The sequence below is a fragment of the Macrococcus sp. S115 genome (genome assembly GCF_030067655.1).
Lineage (GTDB): Bacteria > Bacillota > Bacilli > Staphylococcales > Staphylococcaceae > Macrococcoides > Macrococcoides psychrotolerans.
On record NZ_JASJES010000004.1, the window covers coordinates 136,896 to 159,615 of the forward strand.

At 34.9% G+C, this 22,720-nt stretch carries 31 protein-coding genes and 1 pseudogene; 13 read left to right on the top strand and 19 right to left on the bottom strand.

From position 1 onward, the window contains the following. Positions 1-5 precede the first annotated feature (5 nt). A complete protein-coding gene (locus QNJ52_RS06805; RefSeq protein WP_120786749.1) occupies positions 6-224 on the bottom strand; it encodes a DUF2922 domain-containing protein in 219 nt (72 codons plus the stop codon). Positions 225-247: 23 nt separating this feature from the next. Continuing rightward, positions 248-448: a DUF1659 domain-containing protein gene (locus tag QNJ52_RS06810; protein WP_041635982.1), complete on the bottom strand. Its 201-nt coding sequence runs from the start codon at positions 446-448 to the stop codon at positions 248-250. 93 nt (positions 449-541) lie between these two features. Between QNJ52_RS06810 and QNJ52_RS06815 the strand changes: the two genes are divergently transcribed. Then, positions 542-1,027: a DUF2621 domain-containing protein gene (locus tag QNJ52_RS06815; protein ID WP_012656908.1), complete on the top strand. Its 486-nt coding sequence runs from the start codon at positions 542-544 to the stop codon at positions 1,025-1,027. A 10-nt stretch (positions 1,028-1,037) separates the two neighbouring features. Here QNJ52_RS06815 and QNJ52_RS06820 read toward each other — a convergent pair whose 3' ends face one another. Both QNJ52_RS06820 and QNJ52_RS06825 read right to left on the bottom strand, forming a co-directional pair. Then, a complete protein-coding gene (locus QNJ52_RS06820; protein WP_283722180.1) occupies positions 1,038-1,517 on the bottom strand; it encodes a CcdC family protein in 480 nt (159 codons plus the stop codon). 11 nt (positions 1,518-1,528) lie between these two features. Further along, a complete protein-coding gene (locus QNJ52_RS06825; protein ID WP_147404560.1) occupies positions 1,529-2,203 on the bottom strand; it encodes a cytochrome c biogenesis CcdA family protein in 675 nt (224 codons plus the stop codon). A 152-nt stretch (positions 2,204-2,355) separates the two neighbouring features. Between QNJ52_RS06825 and QNJ52_RS06830 the strand changes: the two genes are divergently transcribed. Beyond that, complete coding sequence (locus QNJ52_RS06830; protein WP_219494742.1) at positions 2,356-2,889, top strand: hypothetical protein; 534 nt, start codon at positions 2,356-2,358, stop codon at positions 2,887-2,889. 85 nt (positions 2,890-2,974) lie between these two features. Here QNJ52_RS06830 and QNJ52_RS06835 read toward each other — a convergent pair whose 3' ends face one another. The 4 genes from QNJ52_RS06835 to QNJ52_RS06850 all read right to left on the bottom strand — a co-directional run bounded on the left by QNJ52_RS06835 (position 2,975) and on the right by QNJ52_RS06850 (position 5,859). Then, positions 2,975-3,205: a YneF family protein gene (locus QNJ52_RS06835; protein ID WP_041635981.1), complete on the bottom strand. Its 231-nt coding sequence runs from the start codon at positions 3,203-3,205 to the stop codon at positions 2,975-2,977. Between the two features lie 102 nt (positions 3,206-3,307). Continuing rightward, entirely contained in the window at positions 3,308-5,293 is a 1,986-nt protein-coding gene (gene tkt, locus QNJ52_RS06840) for a transketolase (RefSeq protein WP_219494741.1), read from the bottom strand. A gap of 23 nt (positions 5,294-5,316) precedes the next feature. Continuing rightward, positions 5,317-5,553: a DUF896 domain-containing protein gene (locus tag QNJ52_RS06845; RefSeq protein ID WP_219494740.1), complete on the bottom strand. Its 237-nt coding sequence runs from the start codon at positions 5,551-5,553 to the stop codon at positions 5,317-5,319. 84 nt (positions 5,554-5,637) lie between these two features. Beyond that, positions 5,638-5,859: a hypothetical protein gene (locus QNJ52_RS06850; RefSeq protein WP_219494739.1), complete on the bottom strand. Its 222-nt coding sequence runs from the start codon at positions 5,857-5,859 to the stop codon at positions 5,638-5,640. 144 nt (positions 5,860-6,003) lie between these two features. Here QNJ52_RS06850 and lexA point away from each other — a divergent pair, with 144 nt between their 5' ends. Both lexA and QNJ52_RS06860 read left to right on the top strand, forming a co-directional pair. After that, positions 6,004-6,624, top strand: a complete 621-nt coding sequence (lexA, locus tag QNJ52_RS06855) for a transcriptional repressor LexA (protein ID WP_219494738.1) — start codon at positions 6,004-6,006, stop codon at positions 6,622-6,624. 315 nt (positions 6,625-6,939) lie between these two features. Further along, positions 6,940-7,149 carry a PspC domain-containing protein gene (locus tag QNJ52_RS06860; protein ID WP_219494737.1) on the top strand — a complete coding sequence of 70 codons (210 nt, stop codon included), beginning with the start codon at positions 6,940-6,942 and terminating at the stop codon, positions 7,147-7,149. A 26-nt stretch (positions 7,150-7,175) separates the two neighbouring features. On the opposite strand, the gene QNJ52_RS06865 is transcribed toward QNJ52_RS06860, so the two are convergent. Beyond that, complete coding sequence (locus tag QNJ52_RS06865) at positions 7,176-7,316, bottom strand: hypothetical protein (protein ID WP_219494736.1); 141 nt, start codon at positions 7,314-7,316, stop codon at positions 7,176-7,178. Between the two features lie 123 nt (positions 7,317-7,439). Here QNJ52_RS06865 and QNJ52_RS06870 point away from each other — a divergent pair, with 123 nt between their 5' ends. Continuing rightward, positions 7,440-8,144 (top strand): ZinT family metal-binding protein, encoded by a 705-nt coding sequence (locus QNJ52_RS06870; RefSeq protein ID WP_219494735.1) that lies wholly within the window; start codon positions 7,440-7,442, stop codon positions 8,142-8,144. Positions 8,145-8,480: 336 nt separating this feature from the next. Here the strand turns inward: QNJ52_RS06870 and QNJ52_RS06875 are convergent, their stop codons facing one another. From QNJ52_RS06875 to QNJ52_RS06890, 4 genes are all read right to left on the bottom strand, one after another. After that, complete coding sequence (locus QNJ52_RS06875; RefSeq protein ID WP_219494734.1) at positions 8,481-8,861, bottom strand: VOC family protein; 381 nt, start codon at positions 8,859-8,861, stop codon at positions 8,481-8,483. 8 nt (positions 8,862-8,869) lie between these two features. Continuing rightward, on the bottom strand, positions 8,870-9,283 hold the full coding sequence (locus QNJ52_RS06880; protein ID WP_219494733.1) for a hypothetical protein: 414 nt from the start codon (positions 9,281-9,283) through the stop codon (positions 8,870-8,872). A 119-nt stretch (positions 9,284-9,402) separates the two neighbouring features. Further along, positions 9,403-9,672: a 30S ribosomal protein S14 gene (gene rpsN, locus QNJ52_RS06885; protein ID WP_041635978.1), complete on the bottom strand. Its 270-nt coding sequence runs from the start codon at positions 9,670-9,672 to the stop codon at positions 9,403-9,405. Between the two features lie 13 nt (positions 9,673-9,685). Then, a complete protein-coding gene (locus QNJ52_RS06890) occupies positions 9,686-10,651 on the bottom strand; it encodes a metal ABC transporter solute-binding protein, Zn/Mn family (protein WP_283722173.1) in 966 nt (321 codons plus the stop codon). A gap of 179 nt (positions 10,652-10,830) precedes the next feature. Here QNJ52_RS06890 and QNJ52_RS06895 point away from each other — a divergent pair, with 179 nt between their 5' ends. From QNJ52_RS06895 to QNJ52_RS06910, 4 genes are all read left to right on the top strand, one after another. After that, entirely contained in the window at positions 10,831-12,024 is a 1,194-nt protein-coding gene (locus QNJ52_RS06895) for a GTP-binding protein (protein WP_283722174.1), read from the top strand. 28 nt (positions 12,025-12,052) lie between these two features. Further along, positions 12,053-12,202, top strand: coding sequence for a 50S ribosomal protein L33 (gene rpmG / locus QNJ52_RS06900; RefSeq protein ID WP_283722175.1), 150 nt, complete (start codon positions 12,053-12,055; stop codon positions 12,200-12,202). A gap of 176 nt (positions 12,203-12,378) precedes the next feature. Then, positions 12,379-13,818: an amino acid permease gene (locus tag QNJ52_RS06905; protein ID WP_219494728.1), complete on the top strand. Its 1,440-nt coding sequence runs from the start codon at positions 12,379-12,381 to the stop codon at positions 13,816-13,818. A 62-nt stretch (positions 13,819-13,880) separates the two neighbouring features. Continuing rightward, positions 13,881-14,198, top strand: a complete 318-nt coding sequence (locus tag QNJ52_RS06910) for a hypothetical protein (protein WP_219494727.1) — start codon at positions 13,881-13,883, stop codon at positions 14,196-14,198. 136 nt (positions 14,199-14,334) lie between these two features. Here QNJ52_RS06910 and QNJ52_RS06915 read toward each other — a convergent pair whose 3' ends face one another. The 4 genes from QNJ52_RS06915 to QNJ52_RS06930 are packed head-to-tail and all read right to left on the bottom strand — an operon-like array spanning position 14,335 to position 18,350. Then, on the bottom strand, positions 14,335-15,144 hold the full coding sequence (locus QNJ52_RS06915; protein WP_219494726.1) for a Cof-type HAD-IIB family hydrolase: 810 nt from the start codon (positions 15,142-15,144) through the stop codon (positions 14,335-14,337). A gap of 26 nt (positions 15,145-15,170) precedes the next feature. After that, on the bottom strand, positions 15,171-16,073 hold the full coding sequence (gene thrB / locus QNJ52_RS06920) for a homoserine kinase (RefSeq protein WP_219494725.1): 903 nt from the start codon (positions 16,071-16,073) through the stop codon (positions 15,171-15,173). After that, positions 16,073-17,134, bottom strand: coding sequence for a threonine synthase (thrC, locus tag QNJ52_RS06925; protein ID WP_219494724.1), 1,062 nt, complete (start codon positions 17,132-17,134; stop codon positions 16,073-16,075). Before thrC ends, thrB begins: the two co-directional genes overlap by 1 nt. Before the next feature lies 1 nt (position 17,135). Next, entirely contained in the window at positions 17,136-18,350 is a 1,215-nt protein-coding gene (locus QNJ52_RS06930) for a homoserine dehydrogenase (protein ID WP_283722176.1), read from the bottom strand. A gap of 191 nt (positions 18,351-18,541) precedes the next feature. Here QNJ52_RS06930 and QNJ52_RS06935 point away from each other — a divergent pair, with 191 nt between their 5' ends. From QNJ52_RS06935 to QNJ52_RS06945, 3 genes and pseudogenes are all read left to right on the top strand, one after another. Then, complete coding sequence (locus tag QNJ52_RS06935) at positions 18,542-19,888, top strand: aspartate kinase (protein ID WP_219494722.1); 1,347 nt, start codon at positions 18,542-18,544, stop codon at positions 19,886-19,888. Between the two features lie 117 nt (positions 19,889-20,005). Further along, complete coding sequence (locus QNJ52_RS06940; protein WP_219494721.1) at positions 20,006-20,533, top strand: hypothetical protein; 528 nt, start codon at positions 20,006-20,008, stop codon at positions 20,531-20,533. A gap of 95 nt (positions 20,534-20,628) precedes the next feature. After that, positions 20,629-20,880: pseudogene (locus QNJ52_RS06945) on the top strand (IS3 family transposase); the annotation flags it as partial. 153 nt (positions 20,881-21,033) lie between these two features. Here the strand turns inward: QNJ52_RS06945 and QNJ52_RS06950 are convergent. Together QNJ52_RS06950 and QNJ52_RS06955 are read right to left on the bottom strand one after the other, a co-directional pair. Continuing rightward, positions 21,034-21,384 carry a hypothetical protein gene (locus QNJ52_RS06950; RefSeq protein ID WP_219494719.1) on the bottom strand — a complete coding sequence of 117 codons (351 nt, stop codon included), beginning with the start codon at positions 21,382-21,384 and terminating at the stop codon, positions 21,034-21,036. 101 nt (positions 21,385-21,485) lie between these two features. Next, positions 21,486-21,989: a hypothetical protein gene (locus QNJ52_RS06955; protein WP_219494718.1), complete on the bottom strand. Its 504-nt coding sequence runs from the start codon at positions 21,987-21,989 to the stop codon at positions 21,486-21,488. Positions 21,990-22,257: 268 nt separating this feature from the next. Between QNJ52_RS06955 and QNJ52_RS06960 the strand changes: the two genes are divergently transcribed. After that, a complete protein-coding gene (locus QNJ52_RS06960) occupies positions 22,258-22,647 on the top strand; it encodes a hypothetical protein (protein ID WP_219494717.1) in 390 nt (129 codons plus the stop codon). Positions 22,648-22,720: the final 73 nt, after the last annotated feature.

The window sequence follows — 22,720 nt, forward strand, 5'->3', positions numbered from 1 at the left end:
CATTATTATTTATTTTCAAATAAAATCTGTTCCGTACGATCAATTAGTTTTGCAGATTTAATCGCTTTTAATGCACCTGAATTTGTCGTGATATAATTTTGACTGATCAAAGATTCCATTACTTGTAATACCTCTTCAGATGTCACCCCTTCTTTAGGTCTTATGATTGACATCGTATAATTCTTTCCGATTTCTGTAACAAAATTAAGCTGAAGTGTTTTCATCTTATCTCTCCTTTCTTAAATTTTTATATTTCTTTCTTTTCAATCTTATTCACAGATACATAAACCTCACCAGTAAGTCTTGAAACTAATAGCGCAAAAGCACGCGCTTCTTCATCTGTGATGTTCAGAACGACCTGATTGAATCTACGTGTTTTCATAATAGATTTACCTTCTTCTGTAACTTCTTTAACAAAAGCAAGCTCGAGAATAACATCCTTTATCATTGTTTCACCTCCTTTACGCTATATATATCGTCATATCTTTATTAGATAGACATTACATTTTCAGTTCTATATAATATGTGATGAGGTGATGACGTGAATGAATGGTTTATTATTTTAATTTTTTTATGGACAATACTCTTTATGGGGTTGCTTACTATCGGTGGGTTCTTTATGTTCAGAAAGTTTCTAAAGAGGCTGCCGAAAGACGATGGTAAAAGTGAACTGGACTGGCAGGAATACTATATCAATAAAGCCCTTCCGTTATGGAATGACGATGCACGCAACCTTCTGAATGAACTTGTCAGCCCTGTACCAGATTTGTTCAGACAAGTTGCTAAGGAAAGAATCGCCGGACGAATTTCGAAGATTGCACTTGATGAAGGTGCAGAAGATATTGAACTTGATCATATTTTAAGGGGATATATCATTGCGACTCCAAAACGCGATCATCCTTTTATGAAGAAAAAACTCAATCAATTGAATATTGACTATACGCCATATGAGCATTATTTTAAATATGCTGATGACGAAAAGCAGAAGTTCTCAATCTTCGAGCATTCTGAAATCGCAAAAAAATAACAGCAGTGAGCTAATGCTCACTGCTGTTATTTATTGTACGCGCAATTTTCATATACTTTCTATACATCACAATACGCCACGGGACTATCATACTGAAGGCTAGCAGGAAGAACATTCCTGCTAGTTGACCCGGATGTATTGAACTGCTCAGGAAAAATTTCATTGCTGAGCGGATGACAAGAAGAGATATGAGAATCAAAGGAAATAATCTAGATCGTTTCATATATATCTGCTGGTCTTTCACTTCAAAATTTGATGTAAAAATTAAAAATATGGAAAAAAACATCCCTACAACTACAGCTTCTATTATCTCCATAGTTGTCAATCTAAAATAGGGAAATATGTACATAAGTGCACCTGTAGACATAAAAAATGGCGGTAAAATAATCTTCTTAACATTCGTCGGATAATTCTGTGCTTTCATCCTGACAACAATAACAGCCATACCCATAAATAATGCAACAAGCATAGAAACGATAAAATACATGATTTAACCTACTTTCAACTAAAGTACTGATTGATAACCGTCAGCTTATCAAAGAATAGCAATAAGCCCATGATTATCATTATAACCCCTCCAACTTTAGTTAACAACTGACTATATTTCTTTAGTACATTAATTTTAGTGATAAAGAATGTCAGCAGGAAAAAAGGAATACAAAATCCTAATACATACATAATCATATATATAAGCGCGAGTGATTGATTTACAGCTGCCATAGAAAAAATTACACCAATAATCGGACCCATACAAGGCGTCCAGCCAGCAGCAAATGCAATACCTACTAAAAACGACCCTAAAAATCCTGCTGGTTTATTTTTAAATTCGAATTTATGGTCTTTCATCAATAGTTTAGGATTAAAGATACCTAAAATGATCAATCCGAATATAATGCAGAGCAATCCACCGAGCATACGTATTGTATTGTCATATGACAGTAAAAAGTCCGAAAATATCCCGATACCGACACCTAGAGAAATATAGACGACTGAAAAACCTAGTAAAAAGAATATCGTATGTAACAGTGCATTTCGATTCAACTTCGAATCTTGCAGATCATTATAACCAACACCGGTGATATAGGATAAGAATGCTGGATATATCGGTAATACACATGGAGACACAAAGCTTAATAAACCTGCACCAAATGCAACCGCTATCGTAATATCATTCATCAAAAAAAACCTCCATTCCATTCTATTTTAGCAAATATTCACTTCAAATTAAGATGATTTTTATGAATTAAATGTGACAAAAAGTTGATAAAAAATAAATAATAATTGAATAAAATATGATATATTTAAATAAATAACGAGGAGGAAGTTCAATGAAAAAACCGATAGTGTCAATTAGCATTATGCTGGGTCTGATTAGTCTTACAGCCTGTAATAGAGAGAGTCCACCAGAGATTACTACTTCAGTTAGTGATGAACCTTCTAATGAAATAATACAGCACCATAAAATAAAGCCTGATAATAAATTAACTGAAAAAGCAGAGAAAAAAATTACAGCTGTCAAAGAACGCGTAAAATCTACTGAAACAGCGGTTGATTCCGAAACCGTTACTACAGAAGTACCTACAACTGAAGCACCAGCGACTGAAAGCCCATCAACAGAAGCACCAGCAATCGAATCTTCTGAAGAAGCGGCTACAGAAGCACCGGTTATTGAAGCACCAATACAAGAAGCACCTGTAGAACCACTTCCTGAACAGACATATCCTGCTGAACAGCAGCCAGTTACTCAGGAACCACCAACAGAACAAGCAACTGATATTCCTGTTACTGAAGAAATAGCTGAACCTGAGACAACAGATTCTGCTGAAACTCTTCCTGCTGAATCTACAGAACCAGTCCAATAAATGATTTTAAAAATTAAAACATTAAGACCCGTGAGTGATTCATACAATCATTCACGGGTCTTGGCGTCTCATTAAAGACCTTTATTTATTTAAGATTTTGATTCATATTTCTATTCATCATCTGCATCATTTGATTAATTTTCTTTTGAGATGGTTTCTGACCCATTTGCATCATCATCATACGAAGCATTTCTTCATTGATCGGTGGATTTTTCTTCAAGTAATCCATCATATATTTTCTTGCCAGGAAGAATCCTAAAGCAGCACCTGCTGCTAATGCAAGTAGTACAATCAATATCCAAATCCAAGTAGCCATTTGTTCACCCACTTTCTTATACCATTAAAATTTTACTAAAAACAAACTTTTTTTTCAATATGTTTTCTATAAATAATAAAAGGCTGATATACAGCCTTTTATTTACTTCATATTCAAAATGTTATTTACAACATTTTCTACAGTAAATCCATATTTCTCCATAACTAATTCTCCAGGTGCACTTGCACCAAATTTATCAATACCAATTACAAGTCCATCCAGACCAACGTATTTGTACCAACTATCAGAAGCAGCCATTTCAATTGCAACACGCTGCTTAATTGAAGATGGTAATACTTCTTCTTTGTATGATTTATCTTGTGCATCAAATTTTTGAGTGTTCGGCATTGATACCACTTGAACACCTTTACCTTGTTTTTCTAACACTTTTGCTGCATCAATCGCTAAATTCACTTCCGAACCAGTTGCGACTATTAATATCTCCGGATGCTCAGACTGATATACAACATAACCACCACGTGCAACTCCCGCTTCTAGTTTGTCCTGTTCAATATCAATCGCAGTTAAGTTCTGACGCGTAAGGACAAGTGCAGTCGGTGCATCAGTTGATTCAAGCGCAATTTTCCAGGCGGCACGGCTTTCATTACCATCGGCCGGACGAATCACATTTAAGTTAGGAATCGCTCGTAAACCAGCCAGCTGCTCGATTGGTTCATGTGTCGGCCCATCTTCACCAACTGCTATTGAGTCATGTGTAAATACATATGTGACTGGTAAGCCCATTAACGCTGATAATCTTACTGCCGGCTTCAAATAGTCACTAAACACAAAGAATGTCGCACCGTATACTTTAAGCCCACCGTGAGCAGCCATACCATTTAAAGCAGCACCCATTGCAAACTCTCTGACACCAAACCAGATATTCTTTCCTTCAGGCGTTTCAGCCGAAAAGTCTTCTGTATCTTTAACATTTGATTTATTAGAAGATGCTAAATCTGCAGATCCCCCAAAGAATGAAGGAACTGTTTTTGCGATTGCCTGGATCATATCACCACTCGTTGCACGGGTAGCAGCTGATGTACCAGCCTCATATACCGGTAAAGCCTCCGCATAGTCAGAATTTAATTCACCAGCTATCGCTTGTCTAAGCTGTTGTGCTAGTTCAGCATTTTCTTTTTCTAATTGCGCAAATTTCTCATTCCATAACTGCTCTTTTTCATTTGCACGTTTTAGCATCGTCTGCTGGAATATTTCATAAACGGCTGGATCTACATGGAATTTCTTATCTGCCTCTAAACCGTATGCTTCAAATACAAGCTTACGCTCATCTCCTCCTAATGGAGCCCCGTGGATGCCATTCGTTCCTTGCTTATTCGGAGAACCATAACCAATAATTGTCTTAACTTCAATGATCGTAGGTCTATCACTTGATTTCGCTACTGAAATAGCTTTATCAATGGCTTCCATATCATTACCATCGGACACTAAAATATGTTCCCAGCCATAGCTTTCGAAACGCCCTTTAACATCTTCAGAGAACGCTTTATTCAGCTCTCCATCTAAAGAGATATCATTCGAATCATATAAAGCAATTAATTTATTAAGTTTTAAGTGACCTGCAAGACTTGCAGCTTCGTGTGATATACCTTCCATCAAGTCTCCATCTGAAACTAATGCATACGTATAATGATCAATAATATCTGACTGCTGATTGAAAGTTGCAGCAAGATGTTTTTCTGCCATCGCCATACCGACACTCATCGCAAATCCTTGCCCTAGTGGCCCTGTTGTGATTTCTACACCTTTAGTATGACGGTATTCTGGATGTCCCGGAGTTTTAGAGTCCCATTGTCTAAACTGCTTAAGTTCCTCTATTTCTAGTCCACCAGAAACATGCAGCAATGAGTATAACAAAGCCGAACCGTGTCCTGCTGATAGTACAAATCGATCTCTATCGAAGAAATGATGTGATGACGGATTGAAATTAAGATGACGTGTCCATAAAGTGTAAGCCATAGGTGCCGCACCCATAGGTAACCCCGGATGGCCCGAATTCGCTTCCTCAATCTGATCGATACTTAAAGCTCTAATACTATCTACTGCCAATTGATCTTTTTCATTAAACATATAAATGCTCCCATCTACAAAATTTATTTTCTGATATTATTTAATCTTTGAATGTCTTTCACCTTGTCAGGTGTTACATCATTACCTTCAGGGTCTATGACGGTCGTGTTCTCAATCGTTTTCTTGAAAGACTGTCTGAAGGACTGTAAATATTCTTTACGTAATAAAGTCTGTTCTTTACCTTCTTCCTCCGTAAGACCTGCTGTCTTTTTCTTCTGAGCTAGTTCATTAATTCTCTTCATCTTATTTTCATCTAGCATAACTCTCATTCCTTTCATTATAAAGATACCAAAAAAAACGAGTGAAACCAACTGGCTACACTCATAATACATTAAATATTTTAATTAATTTACAACACCAAGTACCTCACCATTGGAAACAGGATCATGATAAGAATCGGAATGCGGTAATCTGCCATTGTCTTGTTCTCCTATCTGTTCGGTAAATCCAGGTGCTTCATTATAATAAATAGCTTGCGATTGTTCTATATAAAGTACCGAAAAAAGCGTAATCATTAAAAACAAGATACAATATAGTATAAATTCCTTAGAAATTCTAACGGTCATATCAAATTCCTCCTAGAACATTTGTTTGTATTCACACTTTATCAGAACGTGTGTTCTATGTCAATAAAAATACGAACAAATGTTTGTTACATGCGAACGTGTATGCTATAATACGTGTAACACCACATATAAGGAGTGTTTAAAATGAGAGAACTCACTAAAAGACAAGAAGAGATATATGATTATTTAAAACATATTGTATCAACTAAAGGATATCCACCGAGTGTAAGAGAGATTGGAGAAGCTGTCGGACTTGCCTCAAGTTCGACTGTGCACGGCCACCTTTCTCGTCTCGAGGAAAAAGGCTATATTAAACGAGATCCAACGAAGCCCCGTGCCATTGAGATTATACACGGTGAAAATTCACAAGATTATTCTGAGGCTACAATTCATGTACCGGTTATCGGAAAGGTTACTGCAGGGGTCCCGATTACTGCAATCGAAAATGTTGAAGAATACTTTCCATTACCTGCACACTTCACTTCTAGCCATAACAGTGACATATTTATTTTAGAAGTCGTTGGGGAAAGTATGATTGAAGCGGGCATTCTTGATAGAGATAAAGTAATTGTAAGAAGACAGTCCATCGCAGAAAATGGAGATATTATCGTTGCGATGACAGATGAAGATGAAGCGACAGTTAAACGCTTTTTCAAAGAAAATAATCGTTACCGTCTACAACCCGAGAATCTGACAATGGAACCGCTTTACCTTGATTCAGTCACTGTTCTTGGTAAAGTTGTAGGTCTATTCAGAGAATTTTAATATTAGGCCATACGTTTTGCTACATGTATATAATTTTTAATACCAATATCACAACACCCGAGCCAGTTAGAATAAAACTTTTCTAACTGGCTCGGGTGTTGTAATATTATTTATCAATTGGATCCTACTTGCCTAATATCGTTTTAACTTGTTCAAGTATATCTTTTTCATTTTTCTTCTCTGTTGTTTCCATGTTACTATCCCCTTAAATAATCTATCTTTACTATACCCATAATACTATATGTTAAACATTTTAGTATATCATTGGAATAATCTACATCTATTTGCTATATTTAAAAAAAGGAGTGATAGATAATGAAAAAACGTCTTACAAGGTCAACAACTGATCGCTATGTTGCTGGAGTTCTTGGTGGTATTAGTGAATATTTTAATATTGATTCTAAAGTAGTTCGAATCACATTCATTTTAGTCTCATTTTTTACAGCGAATATACCTACATTTACAATCTATATCCTACTCGCCTTATTTATGCCAAAAGATACAGATGTTCTGGATAACTACTAAATAGAGCTGGAAGCCTTCACCCTGCTCTATTTTTTTCTGTTTGAAAATCCGAATAATGCTAATCCACCAATCAGTAGTAGAAGCGTTACTTGATCATTCAATATTTGGAATCCATATCTTAAGACAAATAATAGCAGTACATAGCTAAAAATCAAAGTTAGTTTCATATAGACAAATTCCTCTTTCAATATATTTAAATTCATTCTACCATAAATTTAAAATTTACCATTGACGAATCATGTGGGTTGAAGTAATATTTAAATCGTAATAATTACGATTGGAGAATACATATGAAAACACAATTGATTATCGGTACAACTGTCTCACTTGCTATATTGCTCACTGGATGTAGTGACACCACTGAAGATAAAGCAGCTGTAAAAAAAGAACAGAAGATTGAACATCATAAAGACAAACAGGTACATAGTCACAAACATGAACATCATCTGACAGATTCAGACAAAAAAATCTACGAAGGGTATTTTGAAGATGACGCTGTAAAAGACAGGCGGTTAACAGACTGGGAAGGTGACTGGCAGTCTGTGTATCCCTTCTTAAAAGATGGATCTCTTGATAAAGTATTCGAACATAAAGCGGAAGATCAGAATAAGTCGAAGAAAGAAGTAAAGGAATACTATAATAAAGGATACGAGACTGATGTCGCCCATATCAAAATTGGTGAAAAAGACATCATCTTTACAAAACAAAATAAAAAACATCGTGCTAAGTATGAATATGATGGCAAAGAGATTCTGACTTATGAAAAAGGAAATCGCGGCGTTAGATACATATTCAAAAAAGTATATGGAGATAATGAGGCACCCAACTATGTGCAGTTCAGCGATCATATCATCGCTCCTGAACGTGCACTTCATTTCCATATCTATATGGGGGATGATCGTAAAGCACTCCTAAAAGAACTTGAAAACTGGCCAACATACTATCCTGATGACCTATCTGCTAGAGAAATACAAGAAGAAATGCTGGCACATTAAAAAGAAGAGAGGATGACGAGAAATTAATATTCCCTGTCATCTTCTCTTCTTTTTAATCGTATTTAACCGTTATCAAAGTCTATTATATCCATATATTAAAGGTATGCATAAACAATATTATTGCCGTCAACAATACAAATAATCCAGTATAGAGCATTCGCATCTTTATATGTCCAATCAGCATACTCATGTATAAACCAAGAAGTGTAAGAACATAAAGCAGCAGGCGGACATAGAGATTAATCTGTCCCCTTCCGTGTATCGAAGGAAGAAAATATAACAGCAGAATACTTGCGGTAAAAATTAATATTACAATTTTCTTATACATAAATTACCTCACATTACCATCACATTGAAATAATGACCATCAAGATCCGTGAATATAAACCCATAATAACCATTTTTTACCGTAGGCTTACTTACTGCATTTCCGCCCGACTGAACAATACGTTCATATAACTCATCGACATTGTGTTTTTCAGGCAGATCAAAGGAAATGATAATCTCAGGGTGATCAGCGTAACCTTTTAATGGTGTCTGCATAAACTGCTCAAGTATATCCTGCTTAAATATACATATCGTATTATCACCAATTTTAAAGGCACCTAATGTTTCATTGTTACTTCGTTCATCAATGATTTCAAATCCGATATTACGATAAAAGTTTAGAGCACGTTCAACATCAGTAACAGCAAAATTTAACCAGTAACTTTTCATAATATCTCCTAATGTAGATTGATTAAGGGCACACTTGATTTTATCACTTGATTGGATATAATCAGCTGTTTTAATTCATCAGCGATATCAAGCTGATCGAGGTAATCAAAATCAAGCCACGCATATGGATGTCTTACTTTAAATTCAGATTGATTGCGTGTATTGAAAACAAAAGCAGTATCATTAACCATCGTCTCAAAAATCAATCCTTTAAACGGCTTTTTCTCCTCAACAACAAACAAGATACCTCCTACTTTGATTTCTTTATTTAACTTACGCGCAAATTGCTCAGCAGTCTGTTTAATTGTATATTGACCTTTTTTTACGACACCTGGTAATTTCATTCGCTTGTTGCCATTGTCTTGAATCAATATTTTATCTTCAGTCGTGATTAAAAGTGATGCAGTTATTTTTTCTTTCATGATTTACTCCTAGATCATAATTTCATTTTATTATATCAAACATATGACATAATAAAAATTATAACATAAAAATAAGGCTAAGACTTTTTATGGCCTTAACCTTTCTAATTAAGCATGTACTACCAGCTCGATTTTTTTATACCAGGTAGCTGTCCTTTATGCGCAAGTTCTCTTAGTGCGATACGAGAAAGTCCGAATTTACGATAAACGCCTCGCGGTCTTCCTGTAATATGACATCTGTTCGTAAGTCTTGAAGGTGATGAATCTCTTGGTAACTTGCTTAAACCGACGTAATCTCCAGCAGCTTTCAACGCTGCTCTTTGTTCTCTATATTGTTCTACCAGCTGCTGCCTTTTTAGTTCTTTTGCTATTTTTGATTTTTTAGCCAAAATATCGCTCCTCCTATTTATTTAAAGCTTCATCAATAGCTTTGACATTATCTTCCATTAATTGCTGATACGTAATATTCCCTTTATCGTCTTTTGTTAATACAGCCATATTGTGAAACCTTACCGTTTTTGCATTCGTTTTATTCTTAATAATATCTGTCGTTTTGGATGGTATATTCTGCTCATATAAAATCACCGATGCTTTAGACTTTTCAATATTATTAATCATATTGATAATATCACTTTGGGAAGGTTCTTCATTGTTCATACCAGATACACCTTCTTGCATAAATCCATAGCGGTGTGCAAGATAACCTAATGAATCATGAGAGATATATACCGTATCATGTTTTTTATTCTTCGCAATATCTTTCATCTTGTTATCAATGGCATCAAGATCTTTGATCAGCTTGTTATAGTTCTCTTCATAGGCCATCTTATGCTTTTTATCTTTAGCAACGAGCTCATCTTTTATCGTCTTTGCAAAAGATTTATTAAACACTGGGTCTAGCCATATATGCGGGTCATGTACGCCATGATTATGATCTTCATGTTCATCACCATGTTCATGTTCATCACCATGTTCATGTTCATCACCATGTTTATGTGATTCACTGGCAAGCAAATCAGATTCTTTGATTTCATGTACTAATGACACGACTTTAGTTTTATCTTTTGCAATATTAGCAATCTTAGCACCAACCGGGTCCAAGTCTTTACCTGAATAGATAAAGATATCAGATTTCGCTACACGTAAAGAATCTTTTTGTGTAGGCTCAAAAGTATGGATATCGATTCCTTTCGGATAAATTGATTGCACCTCAACGTGCGATCCACCAATTTGCTCAATAATACTCTTATATGCAAATACTGTCGTATAGACCTTTAGTTTACCCTCCTTTTGAACTGTATCTGCTGAACCACAAGCCGATAACAGCATCACTACCATTACCACTAATAGTGAAAAATACTTCTTCATTTCATCATCTCCTATTTCGTAATCGTTACGTTTTAATATTCTATACTTCTTTATTTACAAATGCAATAGATAGAAGCAAGATTATCTGAAGAATTATCTTTTTGATTTTTTACTTTACAAATGGTCATAAAAGCGATAACATATTAAAACGTAATGATTACGAATTGGAGGTTATACATTTGAAAGTCCCTATTACGGTATTAAGCGGATTTCTAGGAAGCGGGAAAACAACATTGCTTAATCATATATTGATGAATAACGAAGACAAACGCGTTGGTGTCATCGTAAATGACATGTGCGAGATTAATGTTGATGCTGACCTAGTAAATATGTCACGTACCGATGAAAAGATGATACAGTTACAAAATGGTTGTATATGTTGCACGTTACGAGAAGATTTGCTGGTTGAAATTAATAAGCTCATTACAACTTCAGAATTAGATTATATTGTTATTGAATCTACTGGCATCTCTGAACCTTTACCAGTAGCTCAAACGTTAACATTAAACGATGAAGTGCTAGGTATAAACTTAAGTGACAATACAGTGTTAGATACGATGGTTACAGTTGTTGATGCGAACAGATTCTGGGATGATTATGCATCAGGTGAATCGCTGCTTGAACGCCAGATGGCAAATGATGAGCATGATACACGTGAAGTCATTGACTTATTAATTGATCAAATTGAATTTGCAAATGTTATTCTATTAAATAAAACGGATTTAGTGCATGAGGAAGATGTTAAGGAACTACGTGCATTAATCCATCAGTTAAACCCGGATGCACTAATTTATGAGACAGATCACTCAAAAATCCACATGGATAAAATTTTAAACACGAAGTTATTTGACTTTGAAAAAGCATCTCAAAGTGCCGGATGGTTAAAAGAATTAAACGATGAGCATACACCGGAAACTGAAGCGTATGGTATCGGCTCATTTGTATATAGAAGAAAGCGCCCTTTCCATCCTGAACGTTTTATGCATTTCCTAGAAAACTTTTCATTAGATGTTATACGTTCAAAAGGATTCTTCTGGTTGGCATCCCGTAATGATATGTGTGGATTAATCAGCCAGGCAGGTAACTCGATGCAGATTCAAGGTGCTGGTGAATGGATTGCAACGTTAAGTACGGATGAGATAGCTCTGGAAATGATAGAAGATCCTACACTTAAGGAGAGATGGGATGCATTCGGTGATCGCCAGACTGAAATCGTTTTTATCGGAATCGAAATGAATCAACAGCAAATTGTATCTGACCTTGATCACTGTTTATTAACAGACGAAGAAATGAAGATGGACTGGACAATATTTAATGATCCTCTGCCTCAGTTTACGGTAGCAGAAACAAATCCTGATATCATATTAGACTAAAACAAATGAATTTATAGGAGTGAACAAAATGAGAGTAAATATTACTTTAGCTTGTACGGAATGTGGCGATAGAAACTATATCACGAAGAAAAATAAAAGGAATAATCCTGAGCGTCTTGAATTGATGAAATACTGTCCAAGATTAAAAAAATACACCTTACACCGTGAGACAAAATAATAATTATTAACAATTTTTCTGGACTACGAAGAGTCAACACTTATTTTCATAGTCCAGTTTTTACTCGCATTTACACTTTAACGTTTAAAAGCATAAACGCATTAAAACTTTTTCTTGATAAATTTTCTTAATTATCTTACAATAGGGATTATATTTTTAGGAAGATAGGTGATTATATGGAACATAAGAAGATGGATAGAGATTTAAAGACTCGCCATATTTCAATGATAGCAATCGGAGGTTCGATTGGTACAGGATTATTCATGGCAAGTGGTGCAGTTGTTGCACAAGCTGGACCCGGTGGTGCATTAGTCGCATATGCTGTTATCGGTATTATGATTTACTTTTTAATGACAGCACTTGGAGAACTCGCAACATTTTATCCCGTGTCTGGTGCATTTAATGCTTATGCAACCCGTTTTATTGATCCAGCTGCAGGGTTTACAGTTGGTTGGTTTTACTGGATTATTTGGAGCTTAGTAACAAGTGTCGATATATTATCTGCTGCTAAAGTCCTAAGTTACTGGGAGATGTTCGGTGGCATTCATCCTTTTATATGGAGTCTTATTTTTCTAGCATTGATTTTCATGTTGAATGCATTTTCTGTTAAATCTTTCGGAGAAGCTGAATACTGGTTCAGTATTATTAAAGTAGCAACCATCTTCTTATTTTTGATCATGGGGTTATTACTTATTTTTGGAATTATTGGTGGTGAGCCTATTGGATTTAAAAACTTTACGGTTGGTGATGCCCCTTTCCATAATGGTATATTCGGATTACTGGGAGTATTAATTGTCGCTGGATTCTCATTTGGTGGAACTGAAGTCGTGGCTGTTACAGCGGGCGAGTCTGAGAATCCAAGTGAATCTATGCCAAAAGCAATTAAGCAAGTCTTCTGGAGAATTTTATTGTTCTATATCGGTTCTATATTTATTATTGCTTGTATTATCCCATATACAGATCCTCAGCTCATTAATGAGAATAGCGATGTGTCTATGAGCCCATTTACTATCGTATTCGATAAAGTAGGTATCCTGTTTGCTGCTTCTGTAATGAATGCAGTGATATTAACTGCTGTGCTTAGTGCAGGTAACTCTGGATTGTACGCAACAAGCAGACTATTATTATCATTAAGTCAGGATAATAAAGCACCGAGGTTTGTTGGAAAACTAAATAAAAATAATATGCCATTTAATGCATTAATAGTAACAACAGGTTTCGTTATACTCACATTAATCTATGCAAACATCAATGCAGGAGGTTATTTCAAACTATTAAACATGGTGGGATCGCTTGTTCTAATCGTATGGCTTATCAGTATAATAAGTCATATGCGTCTAAGAAATGCAATTATAAAACAAAATAAAGATATCGACGCTTTACTTGCATATAAAGCACCCTTATTCCCATTAGGACCGATTATCGTAATTTGTACCATTATTTTCTTGTTAGTTGGTCAGTCATTTGGGGATATTAAGGCGATGAATTATGTTAAGGTCGTTGAATCATATATTCCTATTATCGTTGCAATCATAACTTATTTTAGCTATAAATTAGTTAAACGTACAAAAGTCATTAAACTTGAAGATATCAATCTTGAAAAGCATACGTTATAAGACAACAACCCTATACATTGTATAGGGTTTCTTTGTATAATATGTATAAAGGAGTGGTGATAATGAGTAATGGACAAATTAACCTATTTGATGACGTACTAAAAACTGATGAAAAATTTGTAATTGTAGTGCAGGGTGTCTATGAAAAACATAACCAGATTATTAAAAAGATTTTACGTGAATATCCAGGACTAGATCGCACAGCAATGATCCGATTATTCGACCATCTAAAGGATACGTACCTTTATGAGCCGTTTGAAGACGATATGGTATTCTACGATATTACTGTCTATACAAATGAAGATTATGCTGCTGATAATATATTTGCACATACAAAAAGACATCGCAATGCTTCAGAATGGACACATACAGCAAAATAATTGTTGCTGCTTGTCAAAAAAGAGGCCAGAAAATTCTGACCCCTAGATTTATCAAGATTATAACATCATTGCTTCGTACTCCATAGATTACATAATTTTCAAGATGCTTCATTATCATCAACATATCAATGAAGCATCATTTTTTATATAGATATGTTTCTATTATTTGTGCGATTCCATCCTCATCATGACTGAGTGTGATGACATCTGCAGCTTCTTTAATCGTATTATTCGCATTCCCCATCGCCACGCCCAGTCCTGCAAATTCAAGCATATCTTTGTCATTATTGCTGTCACCAAATGCAATAATTTCTGACTGCTGAATTCCAAGCTGCTCCGCCAGACGTTGTAACACCTTTCCTTTTGAAACATCACGATGCATAAATTCAAGGAAGAATGGCTTTGAGGTCGTAGCGTGGATGTCAGAACCAAAACTTCCTTCCAGCTGCTTGTTTAAAACCTCAATATGTTCAATATCTCCGACGCCCATCACTTTAGGCACATCTTCTGTAATGACAGTTTGCAGATTGTCTACTTTAATCATTTCTAAACCTGTAAGTTCACCTTCTACTTGTTCGTAGGCTGACTGACCTTCATAATAAATTGTGTTGTCCTTATATGTCAGTGCCATTACATTTTCCTTTCTTAAAAATCGTAAAATTTCACTAAAATGCGCTTGCTGAACATATGTTGCATCTACAACTGTGCGATCATTCATCCTTGTTACAACAGCCCCGTTATAGCTGATAATATAGGATTGATGTGTGTCCAGCTGTAGTATTTCTGCTGCATCTATCATGCCACCTGTCGGCCTGCCGGATGCCAGCACAACCATAGCACCATTATTCTGTGCCTCTATCAATGCCTTGATCGTTGAAGGCAATATTTCGTTCTTAGATGATAGTAATGTATCATCCATATCGAGCACTATCAGTTTATAGTTCATTTTCTCACTCCTAAAAATTGATAGTATTAGTTTACCATACGACCTTCTTTTTCAAAGGTAATTACGCCTTCCTGATCGGGTTCTATGCTTTTTACGTCACAGTCGGGTAACTTTAGTAGATTGAAACGATTTTCATCATACTGCTTAGGATGAGATACAATAAAGATCGATGGCCCTGCCCCACTTAAAAATGCAAAGCAGTCCTCAGTGATAACATCCTTCACCATCTGATAATGCGGCACAAGGTGTGCACGATACTGTTCGTGATAAAGATCACTTGTCATCATCTTCCCCATTGTCCTATAATCTTCAGAGTAAAGTGCTGCTATAAGCATATTACCTATTGCACCTGCACGAACTGCATTTTCAAACGATATGTGGTCGGGAAGGACATTTCTTGATGCTTCAGTTTTCAGTTCATAATTAGGAACTACAACCATGATCGGCCACTTAATCACAGGAACATCTAATGTCACCGTTTCATCGGTTACATTATTATAATATCCTGCAACAATACCACCTTTAATACTCGGTGCAACATTATCTGGATGTCCTTCAATTCGAGAGAGTATACGAATACGTTCTTCTCTTGTTAAATTTAATTGATAGAAATGATTGATAATTTCAAGGCTTGCAATGAGTGCTGAACCACTACTTCCCAGGCCACGCGCTAATGGGATATCAGAATACATTATAACTTTAAACTTTTTTTCTTCTAGATTAAACTGCTGCATAAACAGTCGACACATCTTCCTGATGTAATGATCATCATTATCATCCAGTTCAGATAGTACATCACCGAGATGCTGAATTTCCCAGTTTTCACTTTCTTCTACTTCAAGTTCAAGATAGATGTTTACAGCCATACCGATCGAATCAAATCCTGGTCCTAAATTGGATGTTGACGCTGGGACTTTTATATATAGCATTATACTCGCTCCTCAATGTATCTAATAATCGCTGATTCATCGTTCTTTAGCACAGCAGGCTGTATTTCAATTGAATCAATCGCAGTCTGCGGGTCTTTAAGCCCATTTCCCGTTAATACTGCAACAATCGTCTGCCCCTTTGACAGACGACCTTCACGTTTTAACTTTAACAGACCAGCAATACTTGCATTGCTGCCCGGTTCAGCAAAGATACCTTCTTTCTTTGCAATTAAGTCATATGCTTCTAGTATCTCATCATCTGTTACAGCATCTATCATTCCTTCCGATTCATCACGTGCTGCTTCTGCGAGCTTCCAGCTTGCAGGATTCCCGATACGAATCGCAGTAGCAATCGTTTCTGGCTGCTCGATAATACGACCTTTTACAATCGGTGCAGCACCTTCTGCCTGGAAACCATACATTTTTGGTAAACCAACGTTATGATTTGCATCATATTCTTTAAACCCCTTCCAGTATGCCGAAATATTACCAGCATTTCCAACAGGAATCGCTAACACGTCTGGAACTTGTCCAAGCTGTTCAATTACTTCAAAAGCAGCTGTCTTCTGACCTTCTAGTCGATATGGATTAACGGAGTTTACTAGTGCGATATCATCACGTTTTTCTGCAACATGTCTTACAATCTTCAATGCTTCATCAAAGTTACCTTCGATAGAAACGATATCAGCTCCATAAACGATTGCCTGAGCCAATTTACCCATAGCAATCTTCCCTTCCGGAATTACTACAATCGTTTTCATTCCGGCTCTTGCAGCATAGGCAGCTGCTGAAGCTGAAGTGTTCCCCGTAGAAGCGCAAATGACAATTTCTTTCCCCTCTTCTTTAGCTTTTGCTACAGCCATCACCATACCGCGGTCTTTAAATGAACCTGTAGGATTCGCACCTTCATATTTCACATATACTTCATTTTCAAGAACCTCTGAAAGATGAGCACAATGTATCAATGGCGTACCGCCTTCATTTAATGTGAGTTTCGGTGTTGCCTCACTTACGGGTAAAAAATGTTTATATTCTGCGATTAACCCTGACCATCTGTTCATTCTATACACCTTCAATTCTATAAGTTTTATAGTTTAATTGCTGATCTTCTAGATATTCATAATTTACTTCTCGGTCTGTTTCAATTGCAAGCATGCCATCCCTTACAATATGTCTTTCAACTGAAATTTCATTCAGTATTGCTTCAATATTACTATCTGCATACAAATCGATAATCAAAAGTAAACAAGAAGGCTGTTCACGCGTCTCCTGCTTAATTTCAAGATGCAGCGGCAAGTTGTGAAGATCAGTCCCTATGAGTTCTATTACGTTCAGGATATCACTGACAACAGCACTTCCTGTTGCAAGACTACCGGCTCCTTTACCGTAATACATTGTATCTCCAACAGCATTTCCATCAATGTAAATTGCATTATATTCGTATTCGACATGCGATAACTGATGATCAGATGGAATGCACATCGGCTCTACATATAGAGATACATCATCACCATTCATGACACCACTACCAATCAATTTAATGCGATATCCAAAAGCTTTGGCAATATCGATATGCGATAACTTCACTTCTCTGATCCCTGTATATCGACAATCCTCAAGTTTTCTGAATTGATTAAAAGCAAGATAGCTCATAATGGTTACTTTTCTGGCAGCATCTATACCATCTACATCTGCTGTAGGATCTGCTTCAGCAAAACCTAATTCTGTAGCAATTCGTAATGCTTCTTCATAAGATTGTCTTTCATGTGTCATCTTACTCAATATAAAATTAGACGTTCCATTGAATATTCCCATAAACTTGCCGATACCGTTCGCGTTTAAGCCATAATTCAAAGCATTTACTACAGGAATACCTCCAGCGATGCTGGCTTCATATTTTAAAGAGACACCGTTATTATGGGCCGCTTGCTCCATCTCTTCTAGATGCTCTGCAAGCAGATCTTTATTTGCAGTAATTACATGCTTCTTCTGATTCAATGCATAGAGTAATATCTCTTTCGTATTTTCTATTCCACCCATTACTTCGACATACATATCTATCGTATCATCATTTTTGATATCTTCTATATTATCAGTGAGTTGATAATGTGCGGTCTCGATACTTCTTGGCTTTGTTACATCAGAAACAAGTATCCATGTAATTCGAATATCCGTATTCAGCTTCTCTTTTATCTGTTCATGGTTCTCCTTAAGGATCTGAACGACACCCGTACCCACCGTTCCTAGACCTAATAACGCAATATTAATTTGTTTCATTATCTCACTCCCGATTATGTTTTTACCAAGAATACAAATGTATTCTTGAAAAGGATTCATAAATATAGTATAACTAAAACATCATCAATGTAAAGATTTATAGAATAATTTATGAAAATGATCATATACTCTATATTCTATTACACTTTAAAGATAAAATAACAATAACATTAAGCGAAATGAGTGATTTTATGAAAGTTTGTAAATTTGGTGGTTCAAGTGTGGCCGATGCTAAACAGATTAAAAAGATACTGAATATTATTAATAATGATGCAACGAGGAAATACATTGTCGTATCTGCACCCGGAAAACGTCATAATAAGGATGTTAAAGTTACAGATTTGCTTATTGCTCTGGTAGAAGCTGTTACATATAAAAAAGATTATCAGGAGCTCATCTCACAAATACTTGAACGATTTCTACAAATAGAACGAGAGCTGAATATACGTCACTCATTAATCGAGACTTTCCGTACTCAGCTCAATGACTATATTATGCGCTATCAAGATCAGCCCGAGCGACTGACAGATGCTTTGAAGAGCTGCGGAGAAGATTTCAATGCGCAGCTTATAGCAAGCTACAACAACGAACAAGGAATAATGACGACTTATTTATCTCCAGGAGATATTGGGCTTATCGTCAGTGATGAACCCTCTAATGCCATCGTATTAGAAGAAAGCTATGAAAAAATAAAAAATAATCTTGCTCATGCTGAAGGCAAAGTAATCATTCCTGGATTTTTTGGTGTTAATAAGAACGGAGATATCAACACCTTCTCTCGTGGAGGCAGTGATATTACAGGGGCAATTATCGCCAGCAGTTTAAGCAGTGATGTCTATGAGAATTTTACAGATGTATCAGGTATTTTCTCAGCAAATCCCAATATCGTTGATCATCCTGCTTCAATTATACAGTTGACATATGAAGAAATGCGAGAACTCTCCTATGCTGGTTTCAGTGTGTTTCATGATGAGGCATTACTTCCTGTCTATCGTTCTCAAATACCTGTAAACATCAAGAATACGAACGACCCAGATCACCCAGGAACACTCATTACGAATACACGACAATCTACAGGTGTCGTTGGTGTAAGTTGTGATACAGGGTTTGCCAGTATTAATATGAAGAAATATTTGATGAACAGAGAAATTGGATTTACACGTCGTCTCTTATCAATTCTAGAAGATATGAATATTTCATATGAACACATGCCTTCTGGAATCGATGATATTAGTATTATATTACGCGCCCACCAGCTTGAAGGAAAGGAAGCAAAGTTACTAGAAAAAATAGAACACGAATTAAAAGTAGACGCTCTTTCAATAGAAAAGAATATCGCAATACTGATGGTTGTAGGTCTAGGTATGAAAACACTTGTAGGTACCGCTAATAAAGCAACAGAGGCATTTAAGGCTCGCAATATCAATTTAAAGATGATCAATCAAGGCTCATCAGAAATAAGTATGATGTTTGGCATCGAGGATAAAGATGCAGACCAAGCGGTAATTGCCGCATATGAGGCATATTTTACGCATTAACAAAGCTCATATATAGAGGAACCGATTCCAATTAAGTATAGACGATTCACATATTTCTATTAACTCAAGTGGTAAAATATCTTCTTTCTACCCTAATTAAAAATGGAGGGCTATGTTTTGAGAGTTACAAGCTTTGCTTATAATATACATTTGAATGACTTAGAATATAATTACAAAAATAACCAATTAACATCTGAAGGGCGAAGACTTTCTCTTATTCCAATCGGTGCAGATTTTAAAAAAGTTGAATTGTTTAGTAATGAAGATAATGAAGGATATTTTGAAGGTAGTATTTGTATTGAAGACAGTGGAAATATAATTGTAGACAAACAAGTTCAGACTGGTGACTTATATATGCTATGGTATGATTTATATCAAGCAACTATTATGAATGAGTATATAATTTCATATTTAGATGTAGATTTTGAAATTTATACATTTAAAAAAGAAAATAATATTGTTCTTACAATTTTAGAAGAAAAAGATAAACGTACAACATATTCATTACCTTTAAATGAATTCAATCATGCTGTAAAAGAAGGATTAATTGAATTTTATAATCACTTGAATCATGATTATATGCGTAATGACTTTGATAGTCCATACTACTTTAAACTTAAAGATATTTATACTGATATTTGTTAGTTATATCTTATTTACTAGTAACCCCAAGAGAAACAGACATATTCGTTAATGAATATGTCTGTTTCTTTATTAGTTATGCGACCTTACGACACGTAGATTGTTTAAAGACTTTTGAAATCAAGCGTTCATTAAATGCTAAAGACTGTCCATATGATAACGCTGTTGCAGAAGCAACGATGAAAGCACTGAAAACCGAATTTGCAAAACAGATGAAATTTGAAAGCTTAGAACAGTTAGAAACAGAATTATTTGATTATGTGAATTGGTACAACAATTTTAGACCACATTCTTCATTACAGTATTTAACACCAATGGCGTTTAAAGTTCTACACATGAAAAGTGTCTAAGAACCTGTTGACATTCCATTGGTTTGATTTTTAACCAACACTTTTTATGGATCAAGTAAGCGTTAGCGCGCTAGGAAAATAAAAAAACTGCGAAGCAGAGTCGTACGCACTCTACTTACACAGTTTATTTTACATTCCTGCATAACCAGTTAATTAACTTCTTTTATGTGGATTATTATCAAAATTATAGTTTATATTTTTAAACTGTTCTATAACTTTTCTTTTTTCTAACTTTCCATCTTTAATATCTATAGGGCTGTATACTGTAGGATCAAACACCTTACATCCACTTTTAATCCATTCTTCTCTCGATAATTGGTGTGCCTTTTCTACAGCTTCTTTATCATTTAAAGTCTCATAGTTTATGCCTGGATTATCATAATCATCGACACCATATTCAAAACCACAACAAGCACATATGACATTGCTACCCGCAAAGTCTTCGTAATATGGAGTTTCATCTAAATCTAGGTAACCACAAACACAACAAGTAAATATATTCATATTATTCTCCTACTGTTTATTAAAATATAAAATACCCCTACTATTTTTTAAGTAAACAAATGCAAGATATTAATGAAGTTTTATATGTTCTATGCTTCTTTTCACATACTACTCCAAGTCCACAATACATTTGTTACAAATATTACTTTTTCTTCGTCTTTTCTTATGTAATAAAGTATATCTAACTTATCATTTTCACCTAAATTAATATAATCTACAAAGTTCATTTCCGTTATAGAGACCATGCGCTTGAACTTCAAATCAAATTTACTTTCTATTTGTTTGAGATAATTAGGAATTTTTTCTAAAGATTCCTGCCTGAGGTTTAAATTAAAATCATTACTATCGTCACTTATAATTATATGACTATTCAAAATATTTAGTTCATCTATCACATACATAAAATTTGCATCCTTTGGAATAGAATGTTTAGTATTTTCAATTAGAACATTGATAATTTGATATTCTTTCCCATTGATATCTTCATTCATAAAACCTATTTGCGGAACATATAATTCTATATATCCATTATATTTAATAAAATTTTCATGATAATTATCCAAGGTTGATTTAAATATTCTCTTAAGTCCTCTATGTTTTTTCATATACTCTCACCTTTTATAATTTTATTCTACCTTTTATAATATTTCTACATGACAACAAACCTATTTTATACTATTTTTAGTAAATTGTGTTAAACTACATTATAATTATATAAAATTAATAGGAGTTTTATTTAGTCAAATACACAGGTAGAAACACAGGTGCTAAAATTCTATAAAATAAAGCGACAGGTACAATATTAGTAGTAAAAAATAATCATGTCGTAACTTCATATATACAAAAAAAGAATGTATAAAAGGACACAAAAATATGGAAAAAAAGTTCGTACTTAAAGATAGAGACTATAAAGAAAATAATATAGCTCTTATATTAGTAAAAAAGGAAGAAAGAGATGTATGTACTGTATATAACTTGATAATAAGTTATGACAATAGGAATGTTTCAAAAGAAATCGCGTTATTCGAAGAAGATATACTTTTAATGAATACATATAAGCTTGAAAATACTCTCAACTTTCTATATTTTACAGAACCAGACTTATCTTTCACAATAATTGATTTAGAGGACGGTATTCTTGTTTACATTAATTTGGACTCCGGAATTGAATACTCAAATATAGCTACAGATTCAGGATTATCAATAAGACTTAATATCACTTATGATTCTTTTACAAGATTCTTATCATCCATTACACTTTAATTAAACCTTTATTATAGGACATTTATCCTATAACATTAGAACTTACACAAGCTTTGAAATATTGATTCCATTT